Consider the following 25806-nt stretch of genomic DNA (forward strand, 5'->3'; position numbering starts at 1 on the left):
CGGCCACAAGAGCTTCGTCCGCAAGGACGATGATCAAGACAACGGTGGCGGCGGCAACTTCAAAGGCGAAAAGCGCAGCAATGACACCCACCAATCCAAAACCGATCCGGAGTCGCGCTTGTACCGCAAGGGCAATAACACCGGCAGTGAGCTGCGCTATATGGGACATACCCTCAGCGACAATCGGCACGGCTTGATCGCCAACGCGATGGTGACAATGGCTGACGGCTACGCTGAACGGGAAGCGGCCAAGGCCATGATCAGCGATGCGCGCCAGGCACAAAAGTATCCGCAGAGGGAGATGATGCTGGGCGCCGATAAAGGCTACGACGCGGCCGAGTTTGAGCAGGCATGCCAAACCATGAACGTCACACCGCACGTGGCGCAGAACAAGTCGGGGCGAAGATCGGCGGTGCCCGAAGCGATCGCGCAGAGCGCCGGGTATGCGATTTCGCAGCAAAAACGAAAGCTCATCGAGCAAGGATTTGGTTGGGCCAAATACGTCGGAGGCATGCGACAGGTGATGGTGCGCGGACTAAAGAAAGTTGATCAGATGTTCGGGCTGACCATGGCGGCGTACAACTTGGTGCGCATGCGCTCCTTGGGACAAATCCGTCTGCCGGGAGCGACATAAAAGAAATCCAGCAGGATGCGCCGCAAAAACAAGGAAAACGCTCTGCAATTAGGCCCGATTTCCCACATTGCGACACAAAGATGAGCGGCGCCGCAAATACAGCTGCATGATCAATGCGAATTCAGCAGTATTTCAGCAGCCTGCTAATGCCGCTGCTGTATCTCAATGGTTTAACATTAAAGAGGTTACGTTGGAGAATATGTTTGCCCCCGCTTTGCGCGAATGCTCATGTGCCAAATGGAAATAATGTGAAAAAAACAACGATAGCTTGCCCATCGTGTAATGAGTACTCTATAAAAAAATGGCTTATTGTTATGATGGTGTTTGGGTATCCATTTTCTGCCAAATGTAAAGATTGTGGCTCATACTTTTCAGTAAGCGCAAATGTTAAGGAAAATCTTCGCGGAATAATGTTGGTCGGATTCTTTATTTCAGCGGTATTTTCTATTAAGCATAGGAACCTAATTTACTATGGGCTATTTGTAACTTCTGTAATATTTTCTTTATTGTTTTCATATTGCTTCGTAAGACCTGAGATTTCAGCCAAGCCGTCCATGAGGAGTTTGGTTACTCTGTTAATACTAACAATAATTTTATTGATAGCTTCGCATGCCATCACGCATTATTAGATATTGCGCACATTACTTGCGAAATATTCCTGGCGATACTTGGATCTGCGGCGTTTGTGCCGGTAAGCCTCAGTGCCGGGACTTATCTCGGCATGAGCGCCCTTTGCACGATCAAGAAATGCTCGGGTGACATAGCGCGCGGAGACCCAGTACCGTCGTATTTTATGGTCATGGTAAGAGCTAGCAGGCTGCTGAAATACCTCCGAAACACACCCAGTTTGGGCATGAGTCAGGGTGCCTTTACCCTTGGATATGTCGAAAAAATCGCTTGTAGCTCGTTTTACGAGGTCGGCAATCCGGCAGAAGATGACGCAAACCAGTATTTCAGCAGCCTGCTAGTCCGGAAACAGCACATGCGGAGCCGGTTTGGATATCAGGACTTTCAACATATTTATCTGAGCGTCCAGGAGCGTCGCTCCACATGAGTAGGGCTGCTGAATCGTCCCCTGATGGCATCTGGGACTATACGGCCGTTTCGGATGGGGAAAATGGCCAAGTCATCTCGGTGAAATACGTGGATGATTTGGCTATCTCGGAGACTTACCGGGTCTCAAACGGTGAGGTCCGTCCGCTGAACTATACGGCACGAAATGTTGGCCATGCCTTTGTTGGGCTTCTATTTGGAGCACTCTTCTCGTGGGGCGTGCGTAAAATTGCCCAGAGATTTCGGACTGCAGAGGGAAGTGCTTGGCGATCGAGCATCGCCTCGAACCACAGCGAAAACCGGTAAACCGGGGTCTGACCCGCAGGGTCAGACCCCGGACATGCGGCTATGGGCTGTAAGTGTTACAGCTTCATTTCCAGCATTGCGCGGAACTGGGTGCTGGTTGGGGTGATGGTGGTGTCGCTGCGCATGGCGGTCGCTTCAATGTAGGACGACTGCGCCACGTTATCCTGGTGCAGGATGTTCGATGCCGATACGCGTAATTGGGTCTTGGGAGAGAACTTCCACAGCCCATACACATCCAGCGCGCGTTTTGGCACGGAGTAGGCATACTGCCGGTCCGAGATGCGCACTTCACCGCCGCCCTGGTAGCTGTAGGAACCGCCCAAGGTCAGCGGCAGCTTGTCGAGCTTCCAGTCCGCACCCACAGTGCCGCTAACTGGCACCTGCTGGTCGAGGCGGTTGTGCGGGCCTGGCACGGTGTCCAGCTTGGACCAGCTGCGTGTCAGATTGGCTCGCATTTCCACGCCCGGCGCATCCTTCATGATCGCGCGCAGGGGCAGCTTGGCTTCCAGTTCAACGCCATAGGTGTTGGCCGTGCCGGCATTGACCGGACGCGAAACCCACACGCCGTCAATCAAGTCCACACGGCGGCGCGTGATGTCTTCGATACGGCGCGCATAGGTGCTCGCTGACAGCAGCCCGCCGCCTTCACTCAGATAGTGCTCGAACGCCAGATCCAGGCCCCAGGCCAGTTCCGGCTTCAGGTTCGGGTTGCCCATCGAGTCGGGCGAGGTGGAGCTGTTGTTGTTGGAGGTGAAGCGGCGCGGAATCAGGTCGCCCACGCCTGGCGCCTTGTAGGTGCGGGTCAGGCCGAAGCGTACCTGGTCCTTCTTCTTCTCGCCCAGCTTGTACATGGTCTGGAACAACGGGCTCAATACGCTGGAGTTGTTATCGATGCTGCCGTAGTCGCTGCCGGTGCTCTTCACGTTCACGCCTTCCCAGCGCAGTCCGAAGTAGACGGACCAGCGGTCGGTCACATTCCATTCATCCTGCGCGTAGGCGGCCAGGCGGGTGACGTCGGCGGAATAGATTTCGTCCAGGTTCTGCGGCAGCAGGCCTGCCGGCGCGCGCAGGTATTGCTCGCGTTGGATGCGGTCTTCATCGCGCTTGCTGTAGCCGATGTCCCAACCGGTGGCCAGCGCGTGGCCGGGCACCAGCGGGCTGGAATACTTGCCGGTGGTGGTGAAGCCCTTGTCTGTCGACTCCGAGGTGATGGCGCGGGTGCGTTCAAACAAGGTCCCGGTCTGCACGTTCGGCGCTTCCACATTGCGGTGGTTGTAGTTGATGCCTGCCTTCATATCCAGCTTGGCGCCATCAGCCAGCGGGCGCGCCCAGCTCAGGTCAGTGCGGAACAATTCGAAGTCGGCCTTGATGTCCTGGTTCAGGCCACTGAACATCGGCTCTTCGCCGAACAAGGTTGTCACCTGTTCGGTATTGTGGGCGCGGAAGCGGTTGACGGCGAGGAAGCTCTGCGAGGTAATCACGTCGCCCGGCTTGATCGCGTAGTTGATGCGCGGGGCCAGGTTGAAGTTGCGGAAGCTGCCTTCGCTGGTGTCTTCGGCATGGCGCAGCAAAGGCGAGCTGCCGCTTGCTTCCGTGATCACGCGGCTTGGCCGATCGATGTCGCTGTAAATCATGCCGCCGCCGATGGAGTACGACCATGGCCCCTTGCGGTCCGACATTTGCATATTCAAGCTGGTACCGGGGTGGCCATTTTCCGATTGGATGCCTGCCTTGATTTCGGTCTGCGCGGTGGAGATCGCGCGCTTCAGCACGATGTTGATGCCGCCCGCAATCGCCTGCGTGCTGTATTCCGCCGTGGCGGCGCGCATGACTTCGATCCGTTCGATCATGTCCGGCGTCAGCGAATCGAGCGAGAAGCCCGGCGGCGCCGGTTCGCCGTTCAGCATGATGGAGGTGTAGCCGCTACCCAGGCCGCGCATGCGGATATTGCCGCCGCGTCCCTGCACACCGTCCAAGGTAATGCCGGGCAAGCGCTTCAGCACTTCGCCGATGCTGGTGTCGCCGTTCTTCAGGATCTCTTCCTGCGTCACGACGATCTTGGTGGCGGTATCGTTGCGGCGGATATCCATGGCCGCACTGCCTTTGATTTCAACTTTCGGGGTGACTTTGTCGGCGGCGGGTTGGTCGTCGGCATACGCGCTATGCAGGGCTTGCACGATGAGCAGGAAAGGCAGTGCGATTTTCTTCATACAAATGGCGATGGCTTTTGGGAAACGTAGCAGGATACACCGGAGGCCGGGGCGCCCGATCGGTTAAAGGTGGCTAGATACAAATAGATAACAAATCAGTGACGCGACTCTACAGGCGGCAAAGATGGGACACATGAGAAATGCGACGAACCGTCGATTTCGTGGCGTGAAAAGCAATTGGACATGAGCGACGCTCCAGACCGTATGTACGCTACCGAACAGTCGGCTGGCGTGCGCCCGCCTAACATTCTTTGAAAGATACTGCCCGTCTGCGCGGCAGTTCAAAGAATAAAGCGAGGCCCTCCCTTGAAAGAGCATCCTTATTTTTGGCCGGTGCCTAGCGCCGGGTTCAAGGAATCGGAATCGGGCTCCCTGGAAAAGGGGGCTGGCGAGGACGATGACTTACCGCTGCGCGGCGAATTGTTCAGCGCGCAGCAAATGGAACACCATGGCCGTGGCCTCGCCGCGGGCCATGAGCTCAGCAAACGTGGCGGCGGTGACCGGCTGCTCGCGCGGCTGAGCGAAAACGAAGCGCTGATTGCGGCCACCTGTGAAGGCTTGACGGAGGCGGTCAAGGAAGGCCGGCAGGTCACGCCCGCATCGGAATGGCTGCTCGACAATTATTACCTGATCGAAGACCAGATCCGCACCGCACGGCGCCACCTGCCGAAGGATTACAGCAAGGAATTGCCGCGCCTGGCGAAAGGCGCGCCAGCGGGCACGCCGCGCGTCTACCAGATCGCGCTGGAAATCATCGCCCATGGCGACGGCCGCGTCGATCCCGAGAGCCTGTGCCGCTTCGTCGAGGCGTATCAGGAGGTCTCCACGCTCAAGCTGGGCGAGCTGTGGGCGATCCCCATCATGTTGCGCCTGGCCTTGATCGAGAACCTGCGGCGTGTGGCGGCGCGCGTGGCGGACAACCGCTTCCAGCGCGACCTGGCCAACAGCTGGGCGGACCAGATGCTGGACATCGCCGACAAGAACCCGAGCGGGCTGATTTTGCTGGTGGCGGACATGGCGCGTTCCGAGCCGCCGATCAGCAGCGCCTTCGTGGCGGAGCTGGCGCGGCGCCTGCAAGGCCAGAGCCCGGTGCTGACGCTGGCGCTGAACTGGATCACCTATCGCCTGGCCGAATCGGGGCAGACCATCGAGCAGCAGATCCAGGCCGAGATCCATTTGCAGGCGGCCGAGCAGGTGTCGATCTCCAACAGCATCGGCAGCTTGCGCTTCCTCAGCACCATGGACTGGCAGGAATTCGTCGAGACCATGAGCGTGGTGGAACAGACCCTGCGCCAGGATCCTTCCGGCACGTATCCGGACATGGACTTCTCCACCCGCGACCAGTATCGCCATATGGTGGAGCGCATGGCGCGCTATTCGAAGGCGTCGGAAGCCGAGGTGGCGCAGCAAGCGCTAGACCTGGCGCTTGCGCGCGCCGGCGACCACGACACGCGCCTGCACCACGTCGGCTACTACCTGGTCGGCGATGGCAGGCTGTTGCTGGAGCGCCAGGTGGGCGTGCGGCTGCCGCCCTTGCGTTCGCTGAAACGCACCCTGCGCACTTCGCCGCTGCTGTCCTACCTGGGAGCGATCGGCGTGCTGTCGGTGATCGCCACCGCGCTGATGCTGGAGCGCGCCTGGCGCGACGGCGTGCAGCCGTGGGCGCTGGCGGTGCTGGCGATACTCGGCCTGATGGGCAGCAGCCAGCTGGCGCTGGCGCTGGTGAACTGGGCCGCCACGCTGTTCGTCGAGCCGCGTCCCTTGCCGCGCATGGACTTCCGCAATGGCATTCCATCCGATGCGCGCACCATGGTGGTGGTGCCGACGTTGCTGTTCAGCCGCGAAAATGTCGATGAACTGTGCGAGCAGCTGGAAGTGCGCTTCCTCGCCAACCGCGATCCCAGCCTGCGTTTCTGCCTGCTGACCGACTTCGCTGATGCGCAAGAGGAAACGCTGCCGACCGATGCAGCGCTGACCGAGCGCGCTGCCGCCAATATCGCGCGGATGAACCTGAAATACAGGGAGGGCGACGCGCCCGCGCCATTCCTGTTGCTGCACCGCCCGCGCCGCTGGAATGCAGCGCAGCGCGCGTGGATGGGCGAGGAGCGCAAGCGCGGTAAGCTGTCCGATATGAACCGCTTTATGCGCGGCGGCGCGCAGGAGGCGTTCTCGCTGATCGTCGGCGATATCGATGACCTGGAAACCTTCAAATATGTGATCACGCTGGACACCGATACCCAGCTGCCGCGCGATGCCGCGCGCCAGTTCGTCGCCACCATGCGCCATCCATTGAACCTGCCGCGCATCGACCCGCGCTTGCGGCGCGTGGTGTCCGGCTACGGCGTGCTGCAGCCGCGTGTGGCGGTCAGCCTGCCCAGCGAAGATGCTTCGCGCTACGAGAAGCTGTGCGGCGGCGAGCCGGGCATCGATCCCTACACCCGTACCGTCAGCGACGTGTACCAGGATGTGTTCGCGGAAGGTTCGTTCATCGGTAAGGGCATTTACGATATCGACGTGTTCGAGGAGATCCTGGGAGAGCGCTTCCCGGATAACCGCATCCTGAGCCACGACCTGCTGGAAGGCTGTTACCTGCGCGCCGGCCTGCTGAGCGATGCGCAGTTGTACGAGCATTATCCGGCGCGCTACCGCGACGATGTCAGCCGGCGCCAGCGCTGGATACGCGGCGATTGGCAATTGCTGGCATGGCTGGCGCCGCGCGTGCCGCTGCCGGGCGGAAAGCGCGAGGCCAATCCCCTGTCGGCCCTGTCGCGCTGGAAGCTGTTCGACAACCTGCGCCGCAGCCTGGTCGCGCCGGTGCTGACGTTGTCGCTGCTGATGGCCTTTGCCTCGCTGCCGCATCCCTGGTTCTGGACCTGCGCGGTGCTGGCGATCCTTTTCCTGCCACCGCTGGTGAGCGCCGTCTACGATTTGCTGCGCAAGCCGGGAGACACGCTATGGGGACAGCACATGCCGGCCTCGCTGAAGCGCTGCGGCATGCAGTTCGCGCATGCGCTGCTGACGCTGGTGTTCCTGCCCTATGAAGCGTTCGTCAGCCTGGATGCCATTGTGCGCACCGGCTGGCGCCTGCTGGTGTCGCGCCGCCGGCTGCTGCAGTGGCAGGCATCGGCACTGGCCCGTTCCGGCACCAGCCTGGCCAGCAACTGGCGTACGATGTGGGTGTCGCCCTTGCTGGCCCTGGCCGCCGGTACGGCCCTGGCGCTGCTGCGTCCCAAGGCCTTTGAAGCCGCCCTGATCTTCCTGGTGGCGTGGTTTGCCGCGCCGACGGTGGCCTGGTGGATCAGCCTGCCCATCGTGCGCCAGCGCAAGGAGCTGAAGGACGAGCAGCAGCTGTTCCTGCATAAGTTGGCGCGCAAGACCTGGCTGTGGTTCGAGACCTTTGTCGGGCCGGAGGATAACTGGCTGCCGCCGGATAATATGCAGGAGCATCCCAACCAGGTGGTGGCGCACCGCACCTCGCCCACGAATATGGGCATGGCGCTGCTGGCCAACCTGACGGCCTTCGACTTCGGCTACATCACGGGCGGCCAGCTGGCGGCGCGCACGGCCAGCACGCTGGACAGCATGTCCCAGCTGGAACGGCACCAGGGCCACTTCTACAACTGGTACGACACCCAGTCGATGAAGCCCCTGCATCCGATCTATATTTCCACCGTCGACAGCGGCAACCTGGCCGGGCACCTGCTGACCTTGCAGGCTGGCCTGGTCGGTGTCGCCGAACTGCCGATCGTGCATCCGAACCTGGCGCAAGGCCTGGCCACCACCTGCGCCCTGGTGCGCGAAGCGGCGCTTGCCGCCGGCGCCGTGGCGGTGGACGGGCTGGCCGCGCTGGAGGCCGCCATCGCAGCGCCGCCGCCGGCCGTACCTGCCAGCTTGCGCCAGCAACGGGACTGGCTGCTGCGCGCCTGCGAAGGCTGCGAGCAGTTCATCCGCAAGGCATCGGCGCCGCTTGAGCCGCAGCTGGCGGCGTGGGCCGGTGCGCTGCATGCGCAATGCCGCGGTGCGCTGGACGAACTCGATGTATTGGCGCCATGGATCTCGGCGCAGGCCGCGGCGCAATACGACAGCGCCCTGGACCGGGTGCCGACGCTGCGCGAACTGGCCAGCTGGCCCTTGCCGGGCGCCGCGCCGAGCGACCTGGCGCCGGAAGAGCGTGAACGCCAGCAGCAGTTGGCGGCGCTGGTGGCGCAGGGGGCGGCGTACGCGCGCGAACGGCTCGATACCCTGAACCGCTTGGCGCACCAGGCCAATGAATTCGCCCAGGTGGAATATGGCTTCCTGTTCAACCAGACCACCAAGCTGCTGGCCATCGGCTACAACCTGAGCGAACGGCGGCTGGACGCCAGCTGCTACGACCTGCTGGCCTCCGAAGTGCGCCTGGCCAGCTTCGTCGCCATCGCCCAGGGCCAGTTGCCGCAGGAGCACTGGTTCGCCATGGGACGCCAGCTGTGCATTGTGCACGGCCAGCCGGTGCTGCTGTCCTGGAGCGGCTCGATGTTCGAGTACCTGATGCCGCTGCTGGTGATGCCGACCTACCCGAGCACGCTGCTGGACCAGACCTACCAGTCGGTGGTGGCGGCGCAGGTGGAATACGCCAAGCAGCGCAATGTGCCGTGGGGGATTTCCGAGTCGGGCTACAACACCACCGACGCGGCGCTGAACTACCAGTACCGCGCGTTCGGCGTGCCGGGCATTGGCTTGAAGCGCGGCCTGGCGGAAGACCTGGTGATCGCGCCCTACGCCAGCATGCTCGGCTTGATGGTCGATCCCGACGCCTCCTGCCAGAACCTGCAGAAGATGGCGGCCATGGGCTTCATGGGCCGCTACGGCTTCTACGAGGCGATCGATTACACGGCGGCGCGCCTGCCGCGCGGCCAGCAGTACGCCATCATCAAGTCCTTCATGGTGCATCACCAGGGCATGGGGCTGCTGGCATTGAGCTACGTGCTGAACGACCGTCCGATGCAGCGCCGCTTCGAATCCGACCCGTTGCTGCAATCGACCCTGCTGATGCTGCAGGAGCGCAGTCCGCGCATCGGCGCCTTCCATTCGGCCAGCGCCGAGCAGGCCTCGGTGCGCAGCGCGATGCCGGAGCAGGCGGCGCCGATGCGCATCCTGAACCAGCACACGCCGCCGGTGCCGGAAACCCAGCTGCTGTCGAACAGCCGCTACCACGTGATGGTGAGCAGCGCCGGCGGCAGCTACAGCCGCTGGAACAACCTGGCCGTGACCCGCTGGCGCGAGGACAGTACCTGCGACAACTGGGGCCAGTTCTGCTATGTGCAGGACGTGGAGGATGGGGCTGTCTGGTCCACCACCTACCAGCCGACCCAGGCCGAGCCGCAGCGCCTGGAAGTGATTTTCTCGGAAGGACGCGCGGAGTTCCGCCGCAGCGATAACGAGATCGAGCTGTACACGGAGATGGTGGTCTCGCCGGAAGACGATATCGAGATGCGACGCACGCGCGTCACCAACCACTCGGACCGGCGCCGCGTCATCGAATTCACCAGCTTTGCCGAGGTGGTGATGGCGCCGGCGCCGGCCGACAACGCGCACCAGGCGTTCAGCAAGCTGTTCGTGCAGACCGAGATCGTGCAGGACGAAAGCGCCATCCTGTGCACGCGCCGGCCGCGCGGCAAGGACGAGAAGACGCCCTACCTGCTGCACGTGATGACGGTGCACGACGCGCAGGTGCAGCAGGTGTCGTTCGAGACCGACCGCGCCCGCTTCATCGGCCGCGGCAACACGGCGCGCGCGCCGCTCGCGGTGCAGGAGCCGGGGCCGCTGTCGGGCAGCCAGGGCTCGGTGCTGGACCCGGTGGTGGCGATCCGCTACCGCATCGCGCTGGAGCCGGGCCAGGTTTCGGTGATCGACGTGGTGACCGGCATGACCGAGACGCGCGACGCAGCGCAATACCTGATCGACAAATACCAGGACCGCCACATGGCGGACCGGGTGTTCGAATTGGCATGGACGCACAGCCAGGTGGTGCTGCGCCAGCTCAACGCCAGCGAGGCCGAGGCGCAGCTGTATGCGCGCCTGGCCAACCATGTGATCTACCCGAACGCGGCGCTGCGGGCCGACCCCGGCATCCTGGTGCGCAACCAGCGCGGCCAGTCCGGCCTGTGGGCATACGCCATCTCGGGCGACCTGCCGATCGTGCTGATGGAGATCCGCGACGCCGCCAATATCGAGCTGGCACGCCAGCTGGTGCAGGCGCACGCCTACTGGCGCCTGAAAGGGCTGGTGGTGGACCTGGTGATCTGGTACGAGGACCGTTCCGGCTACCGCCAGGCGCTGCACGACCAGATCATGGGCCTGATCGCCTCCGGCCTGGACGCGCAGGCGATCGACCGGCCGGGCGGCATCTTCGTGCGCCCGACCGACGGCATCGCCCCGGAAGACCGCGTGCTGCTGCAGACCGTGGCGCGCGCCGTGCTGAGCGACGAGCGCGGCACGCTGTCCGAGCAGCTGAAGCGGGGCGTGGCGCCGTCGCTGCGCATGCCGCCGCTGCTGGCGGAACCGCGCAGCGACGCGGCCGGGCGCGATGCCGGCGCGGCGGCCGGCGTACCTTTGCCGGAAGGGTTGATCCTGTCGAACGGCCTGGGCGGCTTCACGCCCGACGGCAAGGAATACGTGATCTGCACGAAGCCCGGCCAGCGCACGCCGCTGCCCTGGTCGAATGTGCTGGCCAATCCGCAGTTCGGCAGTGTGGTGTCGGAAAGCGGACAAGCCTATACCTGGCAGGAAAACGCCCACGAATTCCGCCTGACGCCGTGGCATAACGACCCGGTATCGGACCTGAGCGGGGAAGCCTTCTACCTGCGCGACGAGCAGTCCGGCCGCTTCTGGTCGCCGTGCGCCCTGCCGGCGCCGGGCGCGGGCAGCTACCTGACGCGGCACGGCTTCGGCTACTCCTCGTTCGAGTACGCGGAAGCGGGCATCGGCAGCCGCATGACGACCTTCGTCGCGCTCGACGCGCCGGTGCGCTATACGGTGATCCGCGTGCGCAACGACTCCGATGCGCTGCGCAAGCTGTCGGTGACGGGGTATGTGGAATGGGTGCTGGGCGATATGCGTTCCAAATCCGGCATGCATATCGTCACCGAGATCGACCCGATCACCGGGGCGCTGTTTGCGCGCAATGCCTACAACACCGAATTCTCCGGCCGGGTGGCTTTCTTCAACGCCGATGCCTCGGTGCGCACGGTGACCTGCGACCGTACGGAATTCATCGGCCGCAACGGCAGCCTGGCGCGGCCGGCGGCGCTGCGCCGTGTGCGCCTGTCGGGCAAGGCGGGCGCGGGGCTGGACGCCTGCGCCGCGATCCAGGCGCCGTTCGAGCTGCAGCCGGGGCAGGAGCGCGAAATCGTCTTCGTGCTGGGCATGGGCGGGCGCCGCAACGCGGACGCCACCAACATCGTGCAGCGCCACGGCGGGCGCGGCGCCGCGCTGCAGGCATTGTCCGAAGTGCACGCGCACTGGGAGAAGGTGCTGGGCGCGGTGCAGGTGCAGACGCCGGAGCCGGAGCTGGACGTTCTGGCGAACGGCTGGCTGATGTACCAGACCATCGCCTGCCGCATGTGGGCGCGCAGCGGCTACTACCAGAGCGGCGGCGCATTCGGCTTCCGCGACCAGTTGCAGGATGCGATGGCGATGGTGCATACGCGGCCGGACATCCTGCGCGAGCACCTGATCCTGAGTGCGGCGCACCAGTTCGTGGAAGGCGATGTGCAGCACTGGTGGCATCCGCCGTCCGACCGCGGCGTGCGCACGCACTGCTCGGACGACTACCTGTGGCTGCCCCTGGCCGCGTGGCGCTATGTCTCCAGCACGGGCGACATGTCGGTGCTGGACGAACAGGCGCACTACCTGGAGGGCCGGCCGGTGCAGCCGGAGGAGGACTCTTACTACGACATGCCGAGCCGCTCGGCCCACGCCGGCGACCTGTACGAGCACTGCGTGCGCGCCATCCGCAACGGCCTGCGCTTCGGCGAGCATGGCCTGCCGCTGATCGGTTCCTGCGACTGGAACGACGGCATGGACAAGGTCGGCGAGCACGGCAAGGGCGAGAGCGTGTGGCTGGCCTGGTTCCTGATCGAAGTGCTGCAGCGCTTTGCCGAAGTGGCGGAGCGGCGCGGCGATGCCTCGTTCGCCGGGGAATGCCGCAGCGAGGCGGAAAAGCTGGCCGCCAATATCGAAGCCAACGCCTGGGACGGCCAATGGTACCGGCGCGCCTATTTCGACGACGGCAAGCCGCTGGGCTCCGCGCAGAACGAGGAATGCCAGATCGATTCGATCTCGCAAAGCTGGGGCGTTCTGACCGGCGCGGCCGACAAGACGCGCGCGGTAGGCGCGATGGAACAGGTGGACGCGCGGCTGGTGCGGCGCGACTTCGGCCTGATCCAGCTGCTCGACCCGCCCTTCGACAAATCCGGCCTGAACCCGGGCTATATCCGCGGCTATGTGCCGGGCGTGCGCGAGAACGGCGGCCAGTACACGCACGCCGCCATATGGACCGTGATGGCGTTTGCCCGGCTGGGCGAGGTGGACCGCGCCTGGGACCTGATGCGCATGATCAATCCGGTGCGGCACGGCTCCAGCGCCGACGCTTGCGCGCGCTACAAGGTCGAACCCTATGTGGTGACCGCCGACGTGTATGCGGTCGAGCCGCATGTGGGGCGCGGCGGCTGGAGCTGGTACACCGGCTCCTCCGGCTGGATGTACCGCCTGCTGCTCGAATCCCTGCTCGGCCTGACGCGCCAGGCCGACAAGCTGCTGCTGGCGCCGCGCCTGCCGGCCGCCTGGCCTGGCTTCACGCTGCATTACCGCCACGGCAGCAGCACCTATGTGCTGCGTGTGACGCGCGGCCAGGCCGCGGCCGAGCCGGTGGAGATTGCCCTGGTCGACGACGGCGCGACTTATGAAATCGACATCAAGGCCTGATTGACTGGAACAATTCCGCCTTCATTGGGCCGCATCGCAGATTGGTTTGGTGTCAGCTGACAGCATGAATACCAAGCCAATTCAAGCGGACCCGGATCTCGCGCCCCCGGAGGATGAGGCAGAGTACGACCGCTGGTTTCGCGAAAAGGTCAATAGGGCTTTGCAGTATAAGCGCCCATTGATTCCTCATGAAAGAGTGATGAGCGACCTGCGCGAACTCATTCTTTCGAATCGCAAAAAGGGCAGGTCAAGCTAGCTGGGCGGCGTCCATGCTGCCCATTAGATGGTCTCAATCTGCCAATAGCGATGTAAGGGAAATCGTTGAATTCCTTTCCGAACGCAGCGAGCCTGCAGCGTTGCGGATGCTGGAAAAACGCTTTCATTGCAAGGCCGTGTGCTCGGATGATCCTGTACCTGTTTGCGCGATAAATTCCGGGATGTGAGTGTACGTCCGGGCTAAGGTCAACTGGTGTGCTATCCTCTGCGCGCTTGTAACAACAGAGAGATGCCATGTTCCGACTGTCTTTGCCAGCCGCCGCGCTGGTTGCCGCCTTTGCGCTTCCCGCGCGGGCGCAAGATCCATTGAGCTTTGCCCGTTACGACCAGGTGCGCACCACCGACCTGCACCTGGACCTGAAAGCCGACTTCGCGCGCAGGACGCTCGATGGCTATGCGGAACTTTCCCTGAACTGGATCGACAAGTCGGCGCGCAACCTCGTGCTCGACACTCGCGAGCTGAAAATCGCCCGCGTGCAGGTGCTGCGTCCGGACGGCAATTGGGCGCCCGCATCCTTCATGCTGGACAAGGCGGATGCCAAGAAGGGCCGCGCCCTGCGCATCGCCCTGCAAGCGCAGCCGGAAAAAGTCCGTATCTATTACCGCACCGCCCCTAGCGCCAGCGCGCTGCAGTGGATGAATCCTGAGCAGACCTTGTCCGGCAAGCGTCCCTTCATGTTCAGCCAGTCCGAAACGATCGACGCGCGGTCGTGGGCGCCGGTGCAGGATACGCCGGCCGTGCGCTTCACCTACAGCGCGCGCGTGGATGCCCCGGCCGGCATGCGCGTGGTGATGAGCGCCGAGGGCGACCAGCACGCGACCGGCAAGGGCGGCTGGAACTTCAAGATGCCGCAGCCTGTCCCGGCCTACCTGCTGGCCATCGCCATCGGCGAAATCGAGTTGCGCAACCTCGGTCCCCGCACCGCCGTGTACGCGGAACCTGGCCGCATCGAGGCCGCCGCCTATGAGCTGGCCGATACCGAGAAGATGATCAACGCTGCCGAATCCCTGTACGGTCCTTATCGCTGGGGGCGTTACGACATGCTGGTGCTGCCGCCTTCGTTCCCGATCGGCGGCATGGAAAATCCGCGCATGACCTTCCTGACCCCGACCATGATCGCGGGCGACCGCAGCCTGAACGACCTGATCGCCCACGAGCTGGCGCACAGCTGGTCCGGCAACCTGGTCACCAACGCCTCGTGGAAGCACTGGTGGCTGAACGAAGGCTTCACCACCTACGTCACCACGCGCATCGTGGAAAGCCTGTACGGCAAGGAAGTGGCGGACATGAACCTGCAGGTGGAGCAGGCCGAAGCCGTCGCTTCGCTGAAGGATATCCCGGCCGCCAAACAAGCCTTGTTGAGCAAGGATGCCGACACCAATCCGGACACGTACACCGACGAAGGCCTGGCCTATCCGAAAGGGGCTTGGCTGCTGCGCACCCTGGAGCAGCGCGCGGGCCGCGAGGTGTTCGATCCCTTCCTGCGCGGCTGGTTCGACCAGCACGCCTTCCAGTCGGCCACCACCGAGGAGTTTGTCGACTATCTGCGCAAGAACCTGCTGGCGAAGAATCCCGCCATCATGGGCGATGCGGAGCTGGACGAGTGGCTGCACGGCAGCGGTATCCCGGCCAGCGCCCAGTATATGAACTCGCCGCGCCTGGCCGCGCTCGATGCCAAGCGCGATGCCTGGCTGAAGGGCGAGCTGGCCACCGGCGCGCTGGAGACGCAGCAATGGGTTGCGCTGGAATGGATGCACTTCCTGAACGGTATCGACGCCAAGGCCAGCGCCGCCCAGATGAAGGAGTTGGATGAAGCCTTCAAGCTGCGCGATACCAAGAATAACGAGATCGGCTTCCGCTTCCTGCTCGCTTCCGTGCATGCCGGCTACGGCGTGCGCGAATCGCTGAACGCCTTCCTCATGAGCGTGGGCCGCCAGAAGTTCGTGGTGCCGTTGTACAAGGCGCTGCTGGCCACGCCGAACGAGGCTGCCTGGGCCAAGGGCGTCTATGCCAAGGCCCGTCCGCGTTACCATCCCGAGACCCAGGGTTCCGTCGATAAACTGCTGAAGAAATGACCATGCTGCTGAAGAAACCACTCGCTACCCTGATCATGCTGGCCTTCGCGGCCAGCGCCGCCATCGCTGCGCCGGCAGGCGCGGCACCGGAGGGCGCCGCCATTGCCAGCGCGGCCAGCGCACCCGCTTTCGACCTCGACCGCGACGTCAACCTGGCGCTGAAGACTTTCGACGTACCGGGCATCGCCATCGCCATCGTCAAGGATGGCCAGGTGGTGGCCACCAAGGGCTTCGGCGTGCGCAAGCTGGGCGACCCGGCGCCGGTGACGGCCAAGACCCTGTTCGAGATCGCCTCCAATTCCAAGGCCTTCACCGCCGCGCAGCTGGCGCAGCTGGTGGACGAGGGCAAGCTGGCCTGGGATGATCCGGTCACCAAGCACCTGCCGGGCTTCCAGATGGCCGACGCCTATGTGACCCAGTCCATGACCGTGCGCGACCTGCTGGTGCACCGCAGTGGCCTGGGGCTGGGCGCGGGCGACCTGCTGTGGTGGCCGACCACCACCTTCAGCACCGATGAAATCATCGACCGCCTGCGCAATGTGAAGTTGGCCACCAGCTTCCGCAATAACTACGCCTACGACAACCTGCTGTACATCGTGGCCGGCAAGATCATCGCGCAGAAATCCGGCAAGAGCTGGGAGGAGGCGACCCGCGAACATATCCTGGCGCCGCTGGGCATGCGCGGCAGCACCACCAGTGTGGACGAGATGCTGAAGACGGCCGACTATTCCGCGCCGCACAGCAAGATCAACGGCAAGGCGGCGGTGGTCAAGCCGATGCCGGTGCAGAACGCGGTCGGCGCGGTCGGCATCCAGACCAATGCCGAGGACATCGCCAAGTGGATGCAGGTGCTGCTCAACGAAGGCAAGATGGAGGACGGCAAGCAGCTGTTCAGCGCCAAGCAGGCGCGCGAAATGTGGACGCAGCAGACGCCGATGAAGATCAGCGAGCCGAAGCCGGCGCTGGCCGTCACCAAGGCCAATTTTGCCGCCTATGGCCTGGGCTTCCAGCTGCGCGATTACCGCGGCCGCAAGATCGCCATGCACGGCGGCGCGCTGCAGGGCTTCTATTCGCGCATCCTGATGGTGCCGGAAGAAAAGCTGGGCGTGGCCATCTTCACCAATGCGGAAAACGGCCCGTCGATGACGGCGCTGCAGTGGCGCATCCTGGACCACTACATGGGCGCGGCGCCGACCGACTGGATCAAGGTCTATGCCGATCAGGAAGCGGAAATGCACAAGGAGGAAATGGCGCGCCAGGGCAAGCTGAGCACCGTCCGCGCGGCAGCCTCCAAGCCCTCGCTGCCGCTGGCCTCCTACAACGGCGACTATACGGACGCCTGGTATGGCACGGTGAATATCCGGCAGGAGGGCGGCAAGCAAGTGATGACCTTCACCCGCACGCCCGACCTGAGCGGCACCCTCGAACACTTCCAGCACGATACTTTCATCGTGCGCTGGAAGGAGCGCAACTTCAATGCGGACGCCTATGTGACGTTTTCGCTGAACCCGGACGGCAGCATCGAGCGCATGAAAATGGCGCCCGTGTCCACCGAAACGGATTTCAGCTACGACTTCGCCGACCTGACATTCACTCCCGCAAAGAAACCGTAAGTCATTTGCCACGCGGCAACTGTGTCGCGTGGCAGCCTCCCTGGATTGACAGAACGCACCCAACGGCTGGGATTTTGTGCAAAATGAAAGCTGCCGCGCTGTGTCAACCTGGGAGGCGCTATGCTGCGAACGGTGGCGATGAAAATGGCCTTGCTGACGGCGACAGCCCTGCTCGGCTTGCTCATCCTGACTGCCTTGGGCCGCCAGCAAATGGAACGGGTCTACGAAGGCGCCAACAACGCCAATACCAACGCCGTCCCCAGCCTCATCACCCTTGATACCATGCGCCGCAGCTTCCTCCAGCTGGGCATCGATATGGAGCGCCGCTTGCAAGCCGCCGATGCCGATGCCGCCGCGCGCATGGATACAGTCGTGGAAACCCAGCGCAAGGCAGTGCGCGCAGCGATCACCAGCTACGAGACCGACGGCTGCCTTGGCAAGGACTGTTTTGCCGACGGCAAGGACAAGTCCTATCTCGAACAGGAGAAAGTGGTGTGGGCGCGCTACGAGGCCGCGACCGACGGCGTGCTGGCTGCCTTGCACCGGGGCGCGGCGGCGCAGGCGCATGCGCTGATGCAGGACCTGGAGCCGCTGTCGGAGCAGATCACGCGGCTGATCACCGCCCATATCCTGTACAACGCCCAGGTCGCCACCGACCAGGCGCGCCTGGCGGAAGAAATCAAGCTCGAAGCCTTGTACCTGACCCTGGGCGCGGCGAGCGTCATCCTGGTGGCCATCGCCGCGCTGGGCTATTACACCTCGCGCTCCGTGATCCGCCAATTGGGCGGGGAGCCGGACGTGGCGGCCGCCATCGTCACGCAACTGGCGGCGGGCGACCTGTCCGGCCAGGTGGCGTTGCGCAAGGGCGATACGGACAGCATGATGGCGCGCATCGCGACCATGCGCGACACCATGGAGCGGCTAGCGGTGCGGGCCGAGGAAATCGGGCGCGGCAACCTGCAGGACGAGGTGGCGCTGGCCTCCCCGCAGGACCGGCTGGGGCGCGCCATCAACGACATGATCCGCATGCTGCGGGCCGGTCGGCAGGAGGACGAGCGCCGCAACTGGCTGAAGGACGGCGCCAGCCAGCTTGGCACGGCCTTGACGGGCGACCTGACCACCGAGCAGCTGGCGGAAGCGGCGATCAGCATGCTCGGACATTACCTCGACGCGGGACGCGGCGTGTTCTACCTGCTCAATGAGCGCGCGCAGCAGCTCGAGCTGATCGGCAGCTATATGTACACCGAGCGCGATAACGTCGGGGCGCGCTTCGCCATGGGCGAGGGGGCGGTGGGGCAGGTGGCGCGCGAGCGCAAGCCGATCGTGCTGGCGCTGGCGCCGGGCGACGCGGCCCTGCCCATCACGACCGGCACCAGCAGCGCCGCGCCGCGCTTCACCTATACCTGGCCGCTGCTGCACGAGCGCGACCTGATCGGCGTGGTGGAGCTGGCCAGCCATGAGCGCTTCGACGAGCGCAAGCTGGAATTCCTGTCCAGCGTGACGGGCATGGTGGCCTCGCTGCTGTACGTGGCGGAGCAGCGCGTGCATATCCGCAAGCTGCTGTCAGCGAGCGAAGCGTCGGAGCAGGAGATGCGCTTGCAGAGCGAGCAGCTGCGCAGCATCAATTCCCAGATGGAGGAGCAGCAGCAGCAGCTGCAGCAGCAGGCCGAGGAACTCCAGCAAAGCAATGCGCAGATGGAAGAGCAGCAGCAGCAGATGCAGCAGCAGGCCGAGGAGCTGCGCCAGTCCAACGCGCAGCTGGAGCAGCAGCAGGCGCAGATGCGCATGCAGAACGAGCAGCTGCAGGATGCGCGGCGGCAGGAAGAGGCCAAGTCGCAGCAGCTCAAGCAGTCGAGCCAGTACAAATCGGAATTCCTGTCGAATATGTCGCACGAGCTGCGCACCCCGCTCAACTCCATCATCCTGCTGTCGAAAATGATGCTGAGCGACGAGGCGGGCAAGCTGGAAGGCGAAGCGGCCAAATGGGCGCAGGTGATCCACCGCTCCGGCCAGGAGCTGCTGCGCCTGATCAATGACGTGCTGGACCTGTCGAAAGTCGAGGCCGGGCATATGGAGCTGCATGCCGGCAGCGTGAGCGGCAGCGCGATCTGCACCGAACTGCAAAGCATGTTCGAGCACCTGGCGCGCGACAAGGGCTTGACGCTGGAAATCGAAGATTCCCTGCAGGGCGACTTCGTCACCGACTGGGACAAGCTGTCGCAGATCCTGCGCAACCTGATGGCCAATGCCGTCAAGTTCACACGCAAGGGCGGCATCGCCTTCCGCATCTGGCGGCGCGACGACGCGGCGCTGCCGATCTGCCTGTCGGTACGCGATTCGGGCATCGGCATCGCGGCCGACAAGCTGGCCGTCATTTTCGACGCCTTCCAGCAGGGCGACGGGTCGACATCGCGCGAGTTCGGCGGCACGGGACTGGGCCTGACCATCAGCTTGCGCTTTGCGCAGATGCTGGGCGGCACCATCGAGGTGGACAGCACGCCGGGCGAGGGCAGCACGTTCCGCGTGCTGTTGCCGGAGCGCTCGCCGGAGAGTCCGGCCAACGGCGCCGCCGTGGAGACTGCGCCGGCGCCAGCGGCTGCCGGCACGGAGGCGGGGCCGGCGGCGCTGTCCGAGCCGGCGCTGGCCGACGACCGCGCCAGCCTGCTGCCGGGCGACCGCATCATCCTGCTGGTCGATGACGATGCGGTGTTCTGCCGTACGCTGCTGGCGATGAACCGCCGCCTCGGCTACAAGACCCTGCTGGCCCACAGCGGCGAGGCGGGCCTGCGGCTGGCGCGCCAGCATCCGCCGCATGGCATCCTGCTCGACCTGGGCCTGCCCGATATGGACGGCGGCCGCGTGCTGCACGAAATCAAGAGCGAGCCGGCCTTGTCGCACATTCCGGTGCACATTGTCTCCGCGCGCGACCGCGATGAGGCGCTGCTGCAGCAAGGCGCCATCGGCTTCCTGCAAAAGCCGGCCGACGACCAGCGCCTGGCCGCGGCGGAAGCCATGCTGATCGATGCGCTGGCGCGCGCCCAGGGCAGCGCCATGCTGGTGCTGGAAAACGGCGGCATCACGGCGCAGGAGGTGGCGCGCATCGTCGGCCCAGAGCGCGGCCCGGTGCTGGCGGCCGATGCGGGCAGCCCGCTGGAAGACTTGCTGGGCAAGAAGGGCTGCCGCCTGGCCATCATCGATCTGGGCGACTCGCCGCTGGAGGACGCCCTGGCGCTGGCGCGTCGCCTGCGCGCCGCGTCGCCCAGCCTGGCCCTGGTGTTCTACGCCAGCCGCACGCCGACCGACGAGCAGTCCACCCGGCTGCGGCAGTACTCGGAATGCGTGATCGTGAAGACACCGCATAGCGAACGGCGCCTGCTGGAGAACGTGGAACGCTTCCTGCGCCGCGTGCCGCAGGACCGCGCCGCCGGGCAGATCGCCGGCGCGCCCGCCGCCGCCAGCGGGCGCGCCCTCGATGGCCGCCGCCTGCTGCTGGTCGACGACGATCCGCGCAACCTGTTCGTCATCACGGCGGCGCTGGAACGGCACGGGGCGCATGTGGACCAGGCGGTCAATGGCCGGCGCGCGCTGGAGTTCCTGGCGGCGCAGCAGGTGGACCTGGTGCTGATGGACATCATGATGCCGGAAATGGATGGCTACCAGGCCATCGCCGCCATGCGCGCCACGCCGGCCCTGGCTGACGTGCCGGTGCTGGCCTTGACGGCGAAGGCGGCGCCGTCCGACCAGGCCGATGCGCTGGCCGCCGGCGCCGACGACTACCTGGCCAAGCCGGTCGATTACGACGTGCTGGTGGCCAAGGCGGCCAAGTGGGCCGGCGGGAGGCAGGCATGAGCGTCACCCTGCACCGCCACGGTGGCTGTTGCGGCATCGCCGTGCTGGGACCTTTGGACGGTGCCGGCACGCTGGAGCTGGCGCAGGCGCTCGACGAAGCCGGCCGCGCTGCGGCCGCCCATCCGGTGCGCCAGTCCGGCGCCCGGCCGCCGGTGGAAGTGAGCTTCTACGACGCCGACACCTTGCCGCGCGATGCGGTTGAGTTGCTGGCGGCGCGCCTGGCGGGCGGCCAGCCGCTGCGCATCGTGGCCTACCATGCGCTGCTGGCGCATAGCCTGATGCGCCTGGGCCTGCCGGTGCGCCAGGTCGCCAACCGTGCGGCGCCGGCCGCGCCGGCCGCCTGCCGCGCGCTGGCCCTGTCCGGGTCGGCGCAAAGCCTGGACAAGATCCTGCACATCGTGGCCGCCTTGCCGATGGCCGACGTGGCGGTGTTCGTGCTGCAGCACGTCGATGAAGGGCAGGTCAACCTGCTGGACCAGCTGCTCAAGGCCCGTACCGAGTACGAGGTGCTGATGCCGCAGCATATGGCGCCGGTGCGCGCCAGGACGATTTACGTGGCGCCGCCCGGCTATCACATGAAGGTGGCGTACGGCCTGGTCTACCTGACGCGCGACCGCAAGATTCAGTTTTCGCGGCCGTCGATCGATGTCCTGCTGGCGGCGCTGGCCAGCGAATACAAGGCCGGCGCGCTGGCGGTGCTGCTGTGCGGCTACGGGCGCGACGGGGTGGACGGCTGCGGCGCCGTGCGCGCCGCCGGCGGCACGGTGATCGTGGAAGAGGGCAGCGAGTGCGAAGGGGCGCGGGCCATGCCGGACGCCGCGCGCGACGCCGGCCATTACGATTATGTGATGAACCTGCGCGCCATCACCAGCGTGGTGGCGGCCAGCGTGGCGGGCGAGGCGGCGGCGCCGGAGGGGCCGCTGCTGGAGCTGTTCCTGGACGCCGTGGCCCACCAGTGCGGCTACGATTTCCGCAATTACCAGCGCGACAGCCTGCAGCGCCGCTTCACGGCCCTGGTGCGCCAGTTCGGCTTCGACTCCTTCGCCCGTTTCCAGCGCGCCGTGCTGTCCGATGCCGCCATGTTCGAGCGCCTGGTGGCCGAGTTGCCGGTGGGGGTGACCAGCTTCTTCCGCCATCCCGCTCAATTGCGGCTACTGCGCGAGGAAATCATGCCCTACCTGGCCAGCTTCCCGATGATCAAGCTGTGGTCGGCCGGCTGCTCGACCGGGGAGGAAGCCTATTCGCTGGCCATCATGCTGGCGGAACTGGGCTTGCTGGAGCGCAGCCACCTGTTCGCCACCGATATCAGCGGCTACCTGCTGGAACTGGCCAAGAGCGGGCTGTTTCCGCTGGCGGGGCGGGAGCAGAATCGCGGCAACTACCTGGCGGCGGGCGGCGACACGTGCGCCGACCAATACCTGATCGAGGGCCCCGGCTTCCTGCGCGTGCCGGAGCACCTGCGCCTGCGGGTGCTGTTCCACCGCCATTCGCTGACCGGGGAGGGGATTTTCAATGAATTCCAGCTGATCCTGTGCCGCAATGTGCTGATTTACTTCGACGCCGAATTGCAACGCAAGGTGCTGCAGCGCTTCGCCCGTTCCCTGCATGTGGATGGCTTCCTGGTGCTGGGACCCCAGGATGGGCTTAATATGATGGCGCAGGAACTGGGTTTCGTGCCGTACGAAGCCGGCAGCTTTATCTATCGGCCCGGAGGGGCATTGCATGATCGATAAGTTCAATGTGCTGGTGGTGGATGACAATCCCAGCAACCGCATGTCGCTGGCGGTCCTGCTCGGACGCCTGCCGAACTGCCGCCTGATCGAAGCCGGCTCGGGCGAGGAAACCCTGCTGCTGACCATGCAGCACGACGTCCAGCTGATCCTGCTCGACGTGCACATGCCGGGCATGGACGGGTTTGAAACGGCGCGCCACCTGCAGATGGCCGAGCGCACCCGCACCATCCCCGTGGTGTTCATCACGGGCGTCTTCATGGGCGACGAATTCATCTCGCACGGCTATGCGCTGGGCGCGGTGGACTACCTGGTCAAGCCGCTGGACGACAACCTGCTGCTGAACCGCGTGCGCCAGTACCAGCACCTGTACGAGCGCGAACTGGCGCTGCAGCGCCGCACCCACGACCTGGAAGCGTCCAACCAGCAGCTTTCGGACACCCTGCAGCGCCTGCATATGGCGCAGGACAAGCTGGTGCAGTCGGAGAAGCTGGCCGCCCTGGGCGCCATCGTGGCGGCCGTGGCGCACGAACTGAATACGCCGATCGGCAACTGCATGACGGTCGCCTCCACGCTGGAAGACAATGTGGTCAGCTTCGAGCGCGCCATCAGCACGCACACGGCGTTGAAGCGCTCGCAGCTCGACGAATACCTGAAGGTGTCGCGCACCGCCAGCCAGCTGATGCTGCGCGGCCTGCAGCGCGCGGCGGAGCTGGTGGCCAACTTCAAGCAGGTGGCGGTGGACCATACCAGCTCGCAGCGGCGCAATTTCGAGCTGGCTGAAATCATCGGCGGCGTGGTGCAGCTGATGAACGCCACCTTGAACAAGACACCCTACCGGGTCGAGATCGACATTCCGCCGGGGCTGTGGATGGACAGCTATCCGGGGCCGATCGACCAGATCGTCTCGAACCTGATCAATAACTCGGTGCTGCACGGTTTCCAGGGGCGTGCCAGCGGCAAGATGCGGCTGCGCGCCTGGCGCAACGGCACCATGATCTGCCTGGAATACAGCGACGACGGCGTCGGCATGAGTGACGAGGTGCGGCAGCACGTGTTCGATCCCTTCTTCACGACGCGCCTGGGCAAGGGCGGCAGCGGGCTGGGGATGAACATCTGCTACAACCTGGTCACGGGACTGCTGGGCGGGACCATTGAAGCGGCGGCGGGCGACGATGGCGGCTGCATCTTCAAACTGGAGTTGCCCCAGGTGGCGCCGCCGGAACAGGTGCGCGCCTGACAAAATTCAGACAAAGGCGTGATAATTCGTGAGCCAATTTCATGTGCGGATGCAGCATAATACTGCCAGTTCTGCATAATGGAGTGTGAATGAGTAGCCTGATCTTGTCGATTGCCGTCGTTTTAGGGGGCCTTTTTGTCGCCGTTTATGGCTTCGTCACTTTGATGAGCCGCCTGCAATCGCGCTAGGGAGCGCCAGTTCGAACACCTTGCGCCTGCGCGCCGCGATCTCCGCCAGGGCGCGCTGGAACGCCGGGTAGCCATTCAGGAGCTTGTCAAAACTGCCATCCGCCTGGGCCAGTTTCAGCCCCTTTTCCACGCGCCGCGCCATCGCCTTGTTGTCCTTGCTGACGAAGAAGTAGAACGGCACCCGGTAGTGCAGGAAAATGGTCGGCTCCACCATCAGCCCGTCCTTGGCGTACATTGTTTCCTCGGCCCAGGCTTCGTGCACGCCGCGCGGCATGAAGTCGAAGCGCTTCGCTTTCAGCATCGGGAACAACGAGCTGTAATTGACCGAGGTTTCCACCCGCAGCCCGTTATGGCGCAGCACATCCACGGAAGGCCAGTTGAAGCCGCCGCCCGCGGTGAACTGGCGCAGTTCGTCCAGCGAACGCACGGCGCGAAAGCGCGCCTCGTCCCCCTTGCGGATCATGAAAACGCGGTAGTCGTTCAAATCCCGCACCAGCGACACCCGGATCGGCAGCAGGTCGCGTTCGCGCTGCGCGTTGGTGCCGTCCCACATGATATTGATGACGCCATTGCGCTGCAGCTCCAGCGCGCGGCGCGGGCTGGTCAGCTCGTAGGGATAGAACTCGATGGAAAAAGGGCCTTCGGTCTTTTCCAGCGCGAGGCGCAGCAGCAGCTGGAAGTAGGTGGCCTGCACTTCGGAGCCCGGTGTCACCGAAGGCAGGACGAAGCGCATCAAGGGCGCATTCTGGGCCTGCGCCAGGGTGGATGCCGCCGCCAGCAGCAGGCCGGCGGCGGCGCGTCGCAGCGTTTTCAGCACTTACTGCGGCTTGACGAACTTCAGGGTCATGCGGTCGCTCTCGCCGATGGCGGCGTACTTGGCGCGGTCCTTATCCTTGTTGGTGAAGGTCGGGGGCAGCGCCCACACGCCGTTTTCGTGCTTGGCGTCGTCCTTGGCGTTGGCATTGGCTTCCGACCTGGCCACCAGTTTGAAGCCGGCCTGCTCCGCCATCTTGATCACATAGGCTTCGTGCACGTAGCCGGAGCTCGCTTCGGCGTCCTGCTGCATGGCCGCGGGCAGGCGGTGTTCCTCCACGCCGAAAACGCCGCCCGGCTTCAGCGAGTCGTAGATGCTGGCCATCAGCTTCTTCATGTTCTCGTCGCCGGTGCCGATCCAGTTATGGATGTTGCGGAAGGTGAGCACCATATCGGCGCTGCCCTTCGGCGCGTAGTTGAAAACGCCCTTGCCGGGCTCGAAGGCGCCCAGCACCACCTTGTCGCGGCCCGGCTGCTTGGCCAGGAATTCCTGGAAGCGCTCGGCCGATTTGCGCACTTTCTCGTCCGACGATTGCGGGGTGGCGCCGGCGGTAATCAGCTTGCCCTGCTCGCGCAGGTAAGGCGCCAGGATTTCGGTGTACCAACCGCCGCCCGGCGCCAGTTCGACCACGGTCATGTTCGGCTGGATGCCGAAGAAGGTCAGGGTTTCGTACGGATGGCGGAACTGGTCGCGCTTGACATTGTCTGCGTTGCGGGTCGGGCTGGCGATGGCCGTTTTCAGGGCCGGATCGGCCAGGGCTGCGCCGCAGAAGCCGGTGAAGCCAAGGGCCAGCAAGCCGGCCAGGACATACTGTTTCATGCAGAAGTCTCCTTATTCGTTGGGCGGGCGACGC

The 25806-nt window shown here is 64.5% G+C and carries 11 protein-coding genes; 8 read left to right on the plus strand and 3 right to left on the minus strand.

Translation table 11 applies throughout. From position 1 onward, the window contains the following. Nucleotides 1-634, plus strand: a 634-nt coding sequence (locus tag H597_RS0115480) for a transposase (protein WP_028102945.1), incomplete at its 5' end; no start/stop codon positions are given. A gap of 1415 nt (nt 635-2049) precedes the next feature. Here the strand turns inward: H597_RS0115480 and H597_RS0115495 are convergent. Beyond that, the gene (locus H597_RS0115495; RefSeq protein WP_051293836.1) at nt 2050-4203 is read right to left on the minus strand and encodes a TonB-dependent receptor plug domain-containing protein; all 2154 of its coding nucleotides are present in this window, start codon (nt 4201-4203) and stop codon (nt 2050-2052) included. Between the two features lie 306 nt (nt 4204-4509). On the opposite strand from H597_RS0115495, the gene H597_RS31115 reads away from it, so the two are divergent. The 7 genes from H597_RS31115 to H597_RS0115525 all read left to right on the plus strand — a co-directional run bounded on the left by H597_RS31115 (nt 4510) and on the right by H597_RS0115525 (nt 23951). Further along, nucleotides 4510-13167, plus strand: coding sequence for a GH36-type glycosyl hydrolase domain-containing protein (locus H597_RS31115; RefSeq protein WP_371850734.1), 8658 nt, complete (start codon nt 4510-4512; stop codon nt 13165-13167). A 64-nt stretch (nt 13168-13231) separates the two neighbouring features. After that, nucleotides 13232-13423 carry a type II toxin-antitoxin system RelB family antitoxin gene (relB, locus tag H597_RS34155; RefSeq protein WP_083941122.1) on the plus strand — a complete coding sequence of 64 codons (192 nt, stop codon included), beginning with the start codon at nt 13232-13234 and terminating at the stop codon, nt 13421-13423. A gap of 254 nt (nt 13424-13677) precedes the next feature. Next, nucleotides 13678-15519 carry a M1 family metallopeptidase gene (locus H597_RS0115505; protein ID WP_028102948.1) on the plus strand — a complete coding sequence of 614 codons (1842 nt, stop codon included), beginning with the start codon at nt 13678-13680 and terminating at the stop codon, nt 15517-15519. Between the two features lie 2 nt (nt 15520-15521). After that, the gene (locus H597_RS0115510) at nt 15522-17132 is read left to right on the plus strand and encodes a serine hydrolase (RefSeq protein ID WP_028102949.1); all 1611 of its coding nucleotides are present in this window, start codon (nt 15522-15524) and stop codon (nt 17130-17132) included. A gap of 120 nt (nt 17133-17252) precedes the next feature. After that, nucleotides 17253-20981, plus strand: coding sequence for a response regulator (locus tag H597_RS0115515; protein WP_028102950.1), 3729 nt, complete (start codon nt 17253-17255; stop codon nt 20979-20981). Beyond that, entirely contained in the window at nt 20978-22714 is a 1737-nt protein-coding gene (locus tag H597_RS33365; RefSeq protein ID WP_051293837.1) for a chemotaxis protein CheB, read from the plus strand. The genes H597_RS0115515 and H597_RS33365 overlap by 4 nt, the downstream gene beginning before the upstream one ends. Continuing rightward, the gene (locus H597_RS0115525; protein ID WP_028102952.1) at nt 22704-23951 is read left to right on the plus strand and encodes a sensor histidine kinase; all 1248 of its coding nucleotides are present in this window, start codon (nt 22704-22706) and stop codon (nt 23949-23951) included. The genes H597_RS33365 and H597_RS0115525 overlap by 11 nt, the downstream gene beginning before the upstream one ends. Before the next feature lie 156 nt (nt 23952-24107). Here H597_RS0115525 and H597_RS31120 read toward each other — a convergent pair whose 3' ends face one another. Next, on the minus strand, nt 24108-24956 hold the full coding sequence (locus H597_RS31120; protein WP_051293838.1) for a substrate-binding periplasmic protein: 849 nt from the start codon (nt 24954-24956) through the stop codon (nt 24108-24110). After that, nucleotides 24957-25772, minus strand: coding sequence for a class I SAM-dependent methyltransferase (locus tag H597_RS0115535; RefSeq protein WP_028102953.1), 816 nt, complete (start codon nt 25770-25772; stop codon nt 24957-24959). Nucleotides 25773-25806: the final 34 nt, after the last annotated feature.

This window comes from Pseudoduganella violaceinigra DSM 15887 (assembly GCF_000425385.1).
GTDB classification, from domain to species: domain Bacteria; phylum Pseudomonadota; class Gammaproteobacteria; order Burkholderiales; family Burkholderiaceae_D; genus Rugamonas; species Rugamonas violaceinigra.